We start from the raw sequence: 12002 nt of genomic DNA on the forward strand, positions 1-12002 counted from the left end.
GTTGGATGAGGTTCTGCAGAATGCGTTGCGGCCGTGGCGGGCTAGCCGCCGCCGATGGCGTGGACCACTTCGACCTGGTCGTTTTCTTTCAGCGAGGTCTCGGCGTGCTGGCTACGCGGGACGATATCCAGGTTGAGCTCCACTGCGACGCGACGCCCGGTCAGGTCCAGACGGGTCAGCAGGGCCGCAACGGTTTCACCGTCGGGCAGTTCATAGGGTTCGCCGTTCAACTGAATGCGCATGCCACGGGCCGCCATCGTTTTTAGGGGCCCGCATTCTAGCGCGATTGGAACCTGAAGGTCAGCTCCAAGCGTCAAGCGGTCAAAGCTGCAAGCGCCACGCCGCCAGGCCCAGAAAGAACCAGCCGAGCAGGAACGCCAGCCCGCCAAACGGCGTGATGATCCCCAGTTTACTGATGCCGGTCATCGTCAGCACATACAGGCTGCCCGAGAACAGCAGGATGCCGACGGTGAACGAAACACCCGCCCAGGTCACCAGCCGGCCCGGAATATGCGCCGCCAGCAAGGCCACGCCGAACAGTGCCAGGGCATGCACCAACTGGTAGGTCACGCCGGTATGGAAGATCGCCAGGTAGTCGGCGCTCAGGCGGTTTTTCAGGCCGTGGGCGGCGAACGCGCCCAGCGCAACGCCGGTAAAGCCGAAAAAGGCAGCCAGCATCAGAAAGCTACGCAGCATGGGGAACTCCAGTCAGACTCATCGGGCAGGGTCTGTATAATGGCCCGCTCAACGGGTTCGGCCAAGCCATCTCTATGCTGCGTGTCCTCTTCAAACGCTTTCTCAACGTCGTGAAATGGTTTGCCATCGGCAGTGTGTTGCTGGTGCTGCTGTTTCGTGTGGTGCCGCCGCCGTTCACTGCGCTGATGGTGGAGCGCAAGGTTGAGTCCTGGATAGATGGCGAACCCATTGACCTGCAACGCAGCTGGGTACCGTGGGACGAAATCTCCGATGATCTCAAAGTCGCGGTGATGGCCGGTGAAGATCAGCGCTTCCCGCAACATTGGGGTTTTGATTTCGGCGCGATCCAGGCGGCGATTCTGCACAACGAACGCGGCGGTTCGATTCGCGGTGCCAGCACCTTGAGCCAGCAGGTGTCGAAAAACCTGTTTCTGTGGGCCGGCCGCAGCTATTTGCGTAAAGGCCTGGAGGCTTGGTTTACCGGCTTGATCGAGGTGTTGTGGCCCAAGCAGCGGATTCTTGAGGTGTACCTCAACAGCGTGGAATGGGATGAAGGTGTGTTTGGTGCAGAGGCGGCGGCGCGGCACCATTTTGGCGTGAGTGCCAAAGGGCTTTCGCGGCAGCAGGCCAGTTACCTGGCGGCGGTGTTGCCCAATCCACGGGTGTGGAGTGCCAGCCATCCGACGGCCTATGTGGCACGTAGAGCGGCATGGATTCGTCAGCAGATGAGCCAGTTGGGTGGGGATGGTTATCTGGTTGAGCTGAACAACTCTCGAAAGGCCCCCTGGTCCGACTGACACAATACGGGACCTGTGGCGAGGGAGCTTGCTCCCGTGACGGCCCCGGCGGCCAGCGCATATCTACCTGACGCGCCACAGTCCAAATGTGGGAGCTGGCTTGCCTGCGAAGACGGCCTGACAGTCAACACAGCTGGATTGTGTACATATCCATTGCTGCGGTAACGGCTACTTAGGGTTCGCCTGACGGCGGGTCACTTTCGAAAAGCGCGAAAGTAACCAAAGCGCTCTTGCCCCACCACTCGGCACCTCGCCTAGGCTCGGTGTGCCCGTAATCCGCCAGTGATTTTGGGGGCCGCCGCCACGCGCCATCCATGGCGCGGGGCGGCTAAACCGGCATCCCTGCCGGTTTACCCCCCAAATCCCTGTCGAATTCCGGCCAGCGTGGTTTAACGGGGCGCCTAAGATCAAAAGCAGATCAAGATCAAGAGCGGCTCGCTTCGCATCGTGGTTAGCGTTGAGCGCTACAGAGTTGTGTAGGTACCTATGCTGCGATGAGGGCAGGTCAGCCAACTTATCTGCAAACTGACACACCGCTATCGCAGGCAAGCCAGCTCCCACAGTGGACTGTGGTGGATTTGAAATTTACGAGCACATACAAAAATGCCCCGATCTTTCGACCGGGGCATTTTTTGTTCACAGCGCTTTACGCAGCGATCGACAACTTCAGCTTGTTCATCGCGCTTTTCTCAAGCTGACGAATCCGCTCGGCCGACACGTTGTACTTCTGCGCCAGGTCGTGCAGCGTGGCTTTTTCTTCTGCCAGCCAGCGCTGGTAGAGGATGTCACGGCTGCGGTCGTCCAGCACTTCCAGCGCTTCGTGCAGGTTGTGGTTGGAGTTGTCGCTCCAGTCGGCGTCTTCCAGTTGACGCGCCGGGTCGTACCGGTGGTCTTCCAGGTAGTTGGCAGGCGATTGGAAGGCGCTGTCGTCATCCGCTTCGGCGGCTGGGTCGAAGGCCATGTCATGGCCGGTCAGGCGGCTTTCCATCTCGCGCACTTCACGCGGCTCCACGCCGAGGCTTTCGGCCACGCGGTGGACTTCTTCGTTGTTCAGCCACGCCAGGCGTTTTTTCTGGCTGCGCAGGTTGAAGAACAGCTTGCGCTGGGCCTTGGTGGTGGCCACTTTCACGATGCGCCAGTTGCGCAGGATGAACTCGTGGATTTCCGCCTTGATCCAGTGCACGGCAAACGACACCAGGCGCACGCCCATTTCAGGGTTGAAACGCTTCACAGCCTTCATCAGGCCTACGTTGCCTTCCTGAATCAGGTCGGCCTGGGCCAAACCGTAGCCGCTATAGCTACGGGCGATATGTACGACAAAACGCAGGTGGGCGAGCACCATCTGCCGAGCCGCCCCCAAATCCTGCTCATAGTAGAGACTCTCGGCCAGTTCACGCTCCTGCTCGGGCGTCAGCAATGGAATGCTGTTGACCGTGTGCACATAGGCTTCCAGGTTCGCACCCGGGACCAAGGCATAAGCAGGTTGCAAAGAAGTGGTCATACGAAAAAACCTCCGACTCACATAACTCGTGCAGTTCAGCACTGCGAAAATTGACCTGGGAACCGTAGGACAAGTTCCCTAAACCGCTGATACGGTCAATACAAACGAAACCAGATTAATCTGACATTAACTACTTCGGCGCCAGCTCACGTAAATGCCGTGCCACCGCAATCCACGCACCGATATACCCCAACAACACCGCGCCAAGCAAGAGACTCAGACCATCGGCTACCGGCACACCGGCCAAGGCGAAATCACTGCCGTAAAGCCCGGCCAAGCCGACCACCGCGTCGTTCAACCAATCCAGGCCAAACGCCAGTACGCCCCAGGACAAGATCCCCGCACCCAGGCCATACAGCGCGCCCATGTACAGGAAAGGCCGACGCACATAGCTGTCTGTGCCGCCCACCAGTTTAATCACTTCTATCTCGGTGCGACGGTTTTCAATATGAAGACGAATGGTATTACCTATCACCAAAAGTAATGCAGACACTAATAACACCGTCAGGCCGAACACAAAGCGGTCACCCAGCTTGAGGATTGCGGCCAGGCGCTCCACCCAGACTAGATCAAGTTGCGCCTGTTGCACCTTCGGCATCTCTGCGAGTTTTTGTCGCAGGGCTTCCAGCGCCGGCTTGTCGACCTCGTTCGGCGTTACCAGCACCACGCCCGGCAGCGGGTTCTGCGGCAGCTCCTTGAGCGCCTCGCCCAGGCCCGATTGCTGCTGGAACTCTTCAAGGGCCTGGTCGCGGCTGATGTACTCGGCCTCGGCCACCCCCGGGATGTTCTTGATGTCATCGCGCAGCGCTTCGCCTTCCTTGCTGCTGGTGTCCAGGTTCAGGTACAGCGAAATCTGCGCCGCCCGCTGCCAGGAACCGCCCAGGCGCTCCACATTGTTAAGCAACAGCGACAAGCCCATCGGCAGGCTCAAGGCCACCGCCATGACCAGGCAGGTGAAAAAGCTGCCGATCGGTTGCTTGCCCAGGCGACGCAGGCTGTCCAGAAGGCTGGCGCGGTGGCTTTCGATCCAGGCGTGCACCAGGGTGCCGAAGTCCGGGCCGTCGTCTTCGTCGTGTTTTTTCTTTTTCGGTTGCGGGTCGGCCGGTTTCGGCGCCACGCGTTCGGATACTTTAGGGCTGCGTGTAGCACTCATACGCCAGCCTCCCCATCGCCGATCAGGCGGCCGCGTTGCAGGGTCAGCATGCGATGGCGCATACGGGCAATCAGGGCCAGGTCGTGGCTGGCGATCAATACGCTGGTGCCCAGGCGGTTGATGTCTTCGAATACCCCCATGATCTCGGCCGCCAGGCGCGGGTCGAGGTTACCGGTGGGTTCGTCGGCCAGCAGCAAAGCCGGGCGATGGACGATGGCGCGGGCGATACCGACACGCTGTTGCTGGCCGGTGGACAGGTCGCCGGGGAAGAGGTCGGTCTTGTCCGACAAGGCCACGCGTTCCAGTGCCGAATCCACGCGTTTGACGATCTCGGCCTTGGACAGCCCGAGGATCTGCAACGGCAGGGCCACGTTGTTGAACACCGTGCGGTCGAACAGCAATTGGTGGTTCTGGAACACCACGCCGATCTGGCGGCGCAGGAATGGAATTTGCGCATTGCTGATAGTGGCCAGGTCCTGGCCCGCCAGCAGCAACTTGCCGGTGGTCGGGCGCTCCATGGCCAGCAGCAGGCGCAACAGCGTACTTTTGCCCGCGCCCGAATGGCCGGTGACAAACAAGAATTCGCCGCGACGCACTCGAAAGCTCAGCTCATGCAAGCCCACATGCCCGTTGGCATAGCGTTTACCGACCTGTTCGAATCGAATCATGAACGCTCCCGCTCGGCAAACAGTGCCTGTACAAAGGGTTCGGCTTCAAAGGTGCGCAGGTCGTCGATGCCTTCACCGACGCCGATATAACGAATCGGCAACCCGAACTGTTTGGCCAGGGCGAAAATCACACCGCCCTTGGCCGTGCCGTCGAGCTTAGTCAATGCCAGGCCGGTCAGCTGCACCGTCTGGTTGAATTGCTTGGCCTGGCTGATGGCGTTCTGGCCGGTACCGGCGTCGAGCACCAGCAAGACTTCATGGGGCGCATCGGCGTCGAGCTTGCCGATCACGCGGCGCACTTTCTTCAGCTCTTCCATCAAGTTGTCTTTGGTATGCAGGCGGCCGGCTGTATCGGCGATCAGCACATCGATGTTGCGCGCCTTGGCGGCTTGCACGGCATCGAAGATCACCGACGCAGAGTCGGCACCGGTGTGCTGGGCGATCACCGGAATCTTGTTGCGCTCGCCCCACACCTGCAACTGCTCGACGGCCGCGGCACGGAAGGTGTCACCGGCGGCGAGCATGACTTTCTTGCCCTCACCCTGCAGCTTCTTGGCCAGTTTGCCGATGGTGGTGGTCTTGCCAGCGCCGTTTACGCCTACCACGAGGATGACGAACGGCTTTTTCGGCGTGATCACCAGCGGCGCTTCAACCGGTTTGAGCATGGCGGCCAGCTCGGCCTGCAGGGATTTGTACAGCGCATCGGCGTCGGTCAACTGCTTGCGCGCGACCTTCTGCGTCAGGCTCTGGATAATCACGGCAGTGGCTTCGACGCCCACGTCGGCGGTGAGCAGGCGGGTCTCGATGTCTTCCAGCAGTTCGTCATCAATGACTTTCTTGCCCAGGAACAGGCTGGCCATGCCTTCGCCAATACTGGCGCTGGTCTTGCTCAGGCCCTGCTTGAGGCGGGCAAAGAATCCGGTTTTGCTGGTTTCGGTTGCGGCAACGGCGGGTTCTGGCTCGATAACGGCAGGTGCAGCGACAACCGGTGCAGGCACTTCAACGACGGGCGGTACTTCAGCCACAACCTCTACCGGCACCGGCTCGACCACTGCAGGAATCGGCGGCACGACGTGCTCGGCCTGAACATCCTCCACCAATGCCACGGGCTCTTCGGCCACGGGCAGCTCCAGCCAGGGCTTGTGCTCAGGCTCAGGCGCAGGTTCCGGCTCGGCCTCGACGACCGGCTGCAACACCGGCTCAGCCATCGGCAACACCACCGGAACTGGCGTCTCGGCAACCGGTTCGGCTTCTATTACGGGTTCAGGGGTCGGTTCGGCGTGAACCTGTGGCTGTTCGACGACGGTTTCCTGCGGCTTTTTGCGCAGCCATCCGAACAGGCCTTTCTTCTCGCCAGCCGCAGCTGGGGTCTTCTTGTCGTCGTTGGAACCAAACATGGAGACGGCTATCTCAAGGTAGCGACGCGCCACAGGGCGCGTCGGTAAATAAAATTCGATGCGTAACAGACTGTTTTTTAGCCAGCTCGTTCATGCGCAACATTTTGTAAGGCCTAAATCGGGCCTTAACAAGACAGCCACAGTGGCCGTCCCTAGGTCGGATCAGTATCCTAGCACCTCCTCGCCCGCCGACGCTAAGACCAAGCGGGCAGCCCAACAGGTTTAAAAACGAATGAATGCTCTAGCCCGCCGCGCCGCAGGCCTGCTGTTCAGCACAGTTTGTCTGCCTCTCTCAGCTTTGGCTGCCGATCCACAACCCACCCATGAATTCACCCTCGATAACGGCCTTAAAGTGGTCGTGCGCGAAGATCATCGCGCGCCAGTGGTGGTTTCCCAGGTCTGGTACAAGGTTGGCTCAAGCTACGAAACCCCGGGCCAGACCGGTTTGTCCCACGCCCTGGAACACATGATGTTCAAGGGCAGCGCCAAGGTTGGCCCCGGCGAAGCCTCGCTGATCCTGCGCGACCTGGGCGCCGAAGAAAACGCCTTCACCAGCGACGACTACACCGCGTACTACCAGGTATTGGCCCGTGACCGCCTGGGTGTGGCCTTTGAGCTGGAAGCCGACCGCATGGCGAGCCTGCGCCTGCCGGCCGACGAGTTCAGCCGTGAAATCGAGGTCATCAAGGAAGAACGCCGCCTGCGTACCGACGATAACCCCATGTCCAAGGCGTTCGAGCGCTTCAAGGCCATGGCGTTCCCGGCCAGTGGCTACCACACGCCGACCATCGGCTGGATGGCCGACCTGGACCGCATGAAGGTCGAGGAACTGCGCCACTGGTACCAATCCTGGTACGTGCCGAACAACGCCACCCTGGTGGTGGTTGGCGACGTGACCCCTGACGAGGTGAAAAACCTCGCCCAACGTTACTTCGGCCCGATCCCCAAGCGTGACGTGCCACCGGCAAAAATCCCGATGGAACTGGCCGAGCCCGGCGAGCGCCTGCTGACCTTGCACGTGCAGACCCAACTGCCAAGCGTGTTCCTGGGCTTCAACGTGCCCGGCCTGGCCACCGCCGAAGACAAACGCTCGGTACAGGCCCTGCGCCTGATCTCGGCCCTGCTGGACGGCGGCTACAGTGCACGGATCTCCGAGCAGCTGGAACGCGGTGAGGAGCTGGTGTCCGCCGCTTCCACCAACTACGACGCCTATACCCGTGGCGACAGCCTGTTCACCCTCTCGGCCACGCCGAACCAGCAGAAGAAGAAAACCGTCGCCCAGGCCGAAGCCGGCCTGTGGCGCCTGCTCGATGAGTTGAAGGCCAAGCCACCGACCGCCGAAGAACTGGAGCGCATCCGCGCCCAAGTGATTGCCGGCCTGGTGTACCAGCGTGATTCCATCACCAGCCAGGCCACGGCCATTGGCTCCCTGGAAACGGTCGGCCTGTCCTGGAAACTCATGGACACCGAGCTCGCCGACCTGCAAAGCGTGACCCCGGAAGACATCCAGAAGGCCGCACGCACCTATTTCACCCGCGAACGTCTGAGCGTCGCCCATGTTTTGCCTGAGGAGACCGCTCATGAGTGATCGCAAAAACAGCCGCCTGATCCTGCCCGGCCTGATCGCCGTCACCCTGATGGCGGCCAGCGCCGTTTACTTCTTGCGCCCCAGCGAGTCGGTCGCCAGCCAGGCCCTGGACAAGGCTCAAACGGCCAGCACCCTGCAATCCCTGGCGGAACTGGATGGCAAGGCCCCAACCAACCGCAAGCTCGATGTACAAACCTGGACCACCGCCGAAGGCGCCAAGGTACTGTTCGTCGAAGCCCATGAATTGCCGATGTTCGACATACGCCTGCTGTTCGCCGCCGGCAGCAGCCAGGATGGCGACGTGCCAGGCCTGGCGCTGATGACCAACGCCATGCTCAACGAAGGCGTACCGGGCAAGGATGTCAGCCAGATCGCCAGCGGGTTCGAAGGCCTGGGGGCCGACTTTGGCAACGGCGCCTACCGCGACATGGCGCTGGTGACCCTGCGCAGCCTGAGCGACAGCGCCAAGCGCGACGCAGCCCTGTCACTGTTCAACCAGGTGATCGGCCAGCCGACGTTCCCGGCAGACTCCCTGGCACGCATCAAGAACCAGATCCTGGCCGGTTTCGAGTACCAGAAGCAGAACCCCGGCAAACTGGCGAGCATCGAGCTGTTCAAGCGTCTGTACGGCGACCACCCTTACGCGCACCCGAGCGAAGGCACCCCCGAGAGCGTGCCGAAGATTACCCTGGCGCAGTTGCAGGCGTTCCACGCCAAGGCCTATGCGGCGGGTAACGCGGTAATTGCAGTAGTGGGCGACCTGACCCGCGCCGAAGCTGAAGCCATGACGGCCAAGGTGTCCGCCTCGCTGCCCAAGGGCCCGGCCATGGCCAAGATTGCCCAGCCGACCGAACCAAAAGCCGGCCTGAGCCGGATCGAGTTCCCGTCCAAGCAAACCCACCTGCTGTTTGCGCAGTTGGGCATTGACCGTGCCGACCCGGACTATGCAGCCTTGTCCCTGGGTAACCAGATCCTTGGCGGCGGCGGCTTCGGCACCCGTTTGATGAGCGAAGTGCGGGAGAAACGCGGCCTGACCTACGGCGTGTACTCCGGCTTCTCACCGATGCAGGTGCGCGGCCCGTTCATGATCAACCTGCAGACCCGCGCCGAAATGAGCGGTGGCACCTTGCGCCTGGTGGAGGACGTGCTGGCTGACTACCTTAAGACCGGCCCGACGCAAAAGGAACTGGATGACGCCAAGCGCGAGCTGGCCGGCAGCTTCCCGCTGTCCACCGCCAGCAATGCCGATATCGTCGGGCAGTTGGGCGCCATGGGTTTCTACAACCTGCCGCTGAGCTATCTGGAAGATTTCATGAAACAATCCCAGGCTCTGACCGTCGATCAGGTCAAGGCTGCAATGAACAAACACTTGAGCGCCGACAAGATGGTCATCGTGACCGCCGGCCCGACGATTGCGCAAAAGCCACTACCGCCCCCCACTGATAAACCTGCCGAGCAGCCGCTCGGGGTTCCGGAGCATTAATGGCCAGTTCATCTCGCCCGAAAAAACCTGTCCATAACGTGCATAACGGTGTGGGCCAACTGCGCATCATTGGCGGTGAATGGGGCAGCCGCAAGCTGAGCTTCCCCGACGTCGTGGGCCTGCGCCCGACGCCCGATCGCGTGCGCGAAACCCTGTTCAACTGGCTCGCACCGCACATCGGCGGGGCCAAGGTGCTGGACCCGTTCGCTGGCAGCGGCGCGTTGTTCCTGGAGGCGCTGTCCCGTGGCGCGGCCCAGGGCCAGGCGCTGGACGCCAGCAACGTGGCGGTGTCCAGCCTCAAGGAGCACCTGGGCACGCTACGTTGCACCACCGGCCAGGTGCAGACGGCCGACGCGCTGCGCTACCTGGAAACCCAGGCGGCGACTGAATACGACGTAGTGTTCCTCGACCCACCGTTCAACCAGAACCTGCTGCCGACCGTCTGCACCCTGCTGGAAGAACGCCAGTGGCTGGCACCGGATGCCTGGATCTACACTGAGAGCGAGACCGCGCCCTCCACGCTCGGCCTGCCCAGTGGCTGGCGCCTGCACCGGGAGCAGAAGTCCGGGCGGGTGTATTACGCGTTGTGGCATCGCGCCCTGTAGGAGCGAGCTTGCTCGCGAAGATCGAACAGGCGACACGGGCTGTCTGACAGCGCTGCGTTATCGTTAACGTTTTTCGCGAGCAAGCTCGCGCCTACACGGCAGCGGGTAATTCATGATTCCATCGACAGAGCGCTTCAAACCCGCCTTCGGCCTCGGCAACCCCCACTTGCAGACACTGTGGGGGCCGCTGTGGCGTCCGACCACCCACATCGAACGCCAACGCGAGCGCCTGTGGCTGGAGGATGGCGACTTCCTAGATCTTGACTGGCATGGGCCCCATGACGTGCAAGCGCCTTTGGTGCTGGTGTTGCATGGGCTGACCGGCTCGTCCAATTCGCCCTATGTGGCCGGCCTGCAAAAAGTCCTGGCCGCCCAAGGCTGGGCCAGCGCTGCGCTGAACTGGCGTGGCTGCTCGGGCGAACCCAACCTGCTGGCTCGCAGTTATCACTCCGGCGCCAGCGAAGACCTGGCGGCGGCGATTGCTCATCTGCGCGCCAAGCGGCCGTTGGCGCCCTTGTATGCGGTGGGTTATTCCCTGGGTGGCAATGTGTTGCTCAAGCATTTAGGGGAAACCGGCCAGGCCTCGGGCTTGCAGGGCGCCGCGGCGGTGTCGGTGCCGTTTCGCCTGGATCAATGCGCCGATCGCATCGGCCTGGGGTTCTCGCGGGTGTATCAGAAGCACTTCATGCGCGAGATGCTGGCGTATATCCGCGTCAAGCAGCGCCAATTCCTGCAGGACGGTCGTGAGGATGGGCTCAAAACCCTGGAGGCCCTTGGCTCCCTGGAAAAGATGCGCACGTTCTGGGACTTCGACGGGCGGGTCACCGCGCCGCTGCACGGTTTCATCAGTGCCGAAGACTACTATCGCCGCGCCTCGAGCCGTTATTACCTGGGCGATATCCGCACACCCACGTTGATTATCCAGGCGGCCGATGACCCGTTTGTGTTTGCGCACAGCTTGCCTGACGCCAGTGAGCTGTCGGACTGCACCGAGTTCGAGTTGCTGGCCAAGGGCGGGCATGTGGGGTTTGTGGAGGGTTCGTTGAAGCGTCCTGGTTACTACCTGGAACGCCGGATCCCTGACTGGTTACTGACACAACGCGGTTAAAACTGTGGGAGCGGGCTTGCTCGCGAATGCGGTGTATCAGTCACACTTGTATCGACTGACACCCTGCATTCGCGAGCAAGCCCGCTCCCACATTTTGATTGGGTTTGCAGAGCTAGCCTTAGTCGCCAGTGGCAATTTCCCGGGCTGGATCAGTAATCCACTCACTCCACGACCCCGCATACAACTTGCCCAACGGGTACCCCGCCAGGCTCAACGCAAACAGGTTATGGCACGCCGTCACCCCAGACCCGCAATACGCCACCAATTCCTGCGCCTCGCGCCCTTGCAACTGCGCGGCAAAGCGTTGCTTGAGCTGATCAGCCGGCAAGAAACGACCATCGCTGCCCAGGTTTTCACTGAACGCCGCGCACTGCGCGCCGGGGATATGCCCGGCAATCGGGTCGATGGGCTCCACTTCGCCACGAAAGCGCGGCTGGGCGCGGGCGTCGATCAAGGTCAGGCCGGGTTGGCCCAGGCGTTTTTGCAGGTGTTCGGCATCCAGCAACAGGCGATGATCCGGCGTACCGACGAAGGTACCTGGCTCAACCACAGGCGCGTCCAGGCTCAGGGGGAAACCGGCGGCATGCCAGGCCTTGAGGCCACCATCGAGAATAAACACGCCATCACGCTTGCCCAACCAGGCCAGCAACCACCAGGCACGGGCGGCGTAGGCACCGGGGCCGTCGTCATACAGCACCACATCGGTATCGGCGTTGATGCCCCAGGCCCGCAGTTGCTTGGCGAACGTGTCCGCTGCCGGCAAAGGATGACGACCGGTCACGCCCTTGGTCACCGGGCCGCTCAGGTGGCGCTCCAAGTCGGCGTATTGCGCGCCCTCGATATGCCCTTCGGCGTAACTGCACAAGCCGTAGTCCGGGTCTTCCAGGGCAAAGCGGCAATCCAGGATCACCCACCCGCTCGACTGCTGGCGCTCGGCCAATTGCTGGGGGCTGATCAGTTGGGCAAGCGGCATGACTGACTCCTGTGAATACAAAGGGGAAAGGTC

At 61.7% G+C, this 12002-nt stretch carries 12 protein-coding genes; 5 read left to right on the forward strand and 7 right to left on the reverse strand.

Annotated features, from left to right (window positions below):
- Positions 1 to 41 precede the first annotated feature (41 nt).
- Together thiS and ACWHXD_RS29440 are read right to left on the reverse strand one after the other, a co-directional pair.
- Positions 42 to 242: a sulfur carrier protein ThiS gene (gene thiS / locus ACWHXD_RS29435; RefSeq protein WP_032894705.1), complete on the reverse strand. Its 201-nt coding sequence runs from the start codon at positions 240 to 242 to the stop codon at positions 42 to 44.
- A 79-nt stretch (positions 243 to 321) separates the two neighbouring features.
- On the reverse strand, positions 322 to 696 hold the full coding sequence (locus tag ACWHXD_RS29440) for a DUF423 domain-containing protein (RefSeq protein ID WP_032894704.1): 375 nt from the start codon (positions 694 to 696) through the stop codon (positions 322 to 324).
- Between the two features lie 74 nt (positions 697 to 770).
- Between ACWHXD_RS29440 and mtgA the strand changes: the two genes are divergently transcribed.
- Positions 771 to 1493: a monofunctional biosynthetic peptidoglycan transglycosylase gene (gene mtgA, locus ACWHXD_RS29445; RefSeq protein WP_138762064.1), complete on the forward strand. Its 723-nt coding sequence runs from the start codon at positions 771 to 773 to the stop codon at positions 1491 to 1493.
- A 646-nt stretch (positions 1494 to 2139) separates the two neighbouring features.
- Here the strand turns inward: mtgA and rpoH are convergent.
- The 4 genes from rpoH to ftsY all read right to left on the reverse strand — a co-directional run bounded on the left by rpoH (position 2140) and on the right by ftsY (position 6212).
- Complete coding sequence (gene rpoH, locus ACWHXD_RS29450) at positions 2140 to 2994, reverse strand: RNA polymerase sigma factor RpoH (RefSeq protein WP_003176698.1); 855 nt, start codon at positions 2992 to 2994, stop codon at positions 2140 to 2142.
- Between the two features lie 130 nt (positions 2995 to 3124).
- Positions 3125 to 4147, reverse strand: coding sequence for a permease-like cell division protein FtsX (ftsX, locus tag ACWHXD_RS29455; RefSeq protein WP_003195111.1), 1023 nt, complete (start codon positions 4145 to 4147; stop codon positions 3125 to 3127).
- A complete protein-coding gene (gene ftsE, locus ACWHXD_RS29460) occupies positions 4144 to 4815 on the reverse strand; it encodes a cell division ATP-binding protein FtsE (protein WP_003195112.1) in 672 nt (223 codons plus the stop codon). The genes ftsX and ftsE overlap by 4 nt, the downstream gene beginning before the upstream one ends.
- A complete protein-coding gene (gene ftsY / locus ACWHXD_RS29465) occupies positions 4812 to 6212 on the reverse strand; it encodes a signal recognition particle-docking protein FtsY (protein WP_138762063.1) in 1401 nt (466 codons plus the stop codon). Before ftsY ends, ftsE begins: the two co-directional genes overlap by 4 nt.
- Before the next feature lie 232 nt (positions 6213 to 6444).
- Here ftsY and ACWHXD_RS29470 point away from each other — a divergent pair, with 232 nt between their 5' ends.
- From ACWHXD_RS29470 to ACWHXD_RS29485, 4 genes are all read left to right on the forward strand, one after another.
- Entirely contained in the window at positions 6445 to 7800 is a 1356-nt protein-coding gene (locus ACWHXD_RS29470) for a M16 family metallopeptidase (protein ID WP_003195117.1), read from the forward strand.
- A complete protein-coding gene (locus ACWHXD_RS29475; protein WP_138762062.1) occupies positions 7793 to 9283 on the forward strand; it encodes a M16 family metallopeptidase in 1491 nt (496 codons plus the stop codon). The genes ACWHXD_RS29470 and ACWHXD_RS29475 overlap by 8 nt, the downstream gene beginning before the upstream one ends.
- Positions 9283 to 9888, forward strand: a complete 606-nt coding sequence (rsmD, locus tag ACWHXD_RS29480) for a 16S rRNA (guanine(966)-N(2))-methyltransferase RsmD (RefSeq protein WP_138762061.1) — start codon at positions 9283 to 9285, stop codon at positions 9886 to 9888. The genes ACWHXD_RS29475 and rsmD overlap by 1 nt, the downstream gene beginning before the upstream one ends.
- Before the next feature lie 112 nt (positions 9889 to 10000).
- A complete protein-coding gene (locus ACWHXD_RS29485) occupies positions 10001 to 10996 on the forward strand; it encodes a hydrolase (protein ID WP_138762060.1) in 996 nt (331 codons plus the stop codon).
- A 118-nt stretch (positions 10997 to 11114) separates the two neighbouring features.
- On the opposite strand, the gene ACWHXD_RS29490 is transcribed toward ACWHXD_RS29485, so the two are convergent.
- Positions 11115 to 11969 carry a sulfurtransferase gene (locus tag ACWHXD_RS29490; RefSeq protein ID WP_138762059.1) on the reverse strand — a complete coding sequence of 285 codons (855 nt, stop codon included), beginning with the start codon at positions 11967 to 11969 and terminating at the stop codon, positions 11115 to 11117.
- Positions 11970 to 12002 lie beyond the last annotated feature (33 nt).

It is taken from the genome of Pseudomonas fjordensis, from assembly GCF_976987115.1.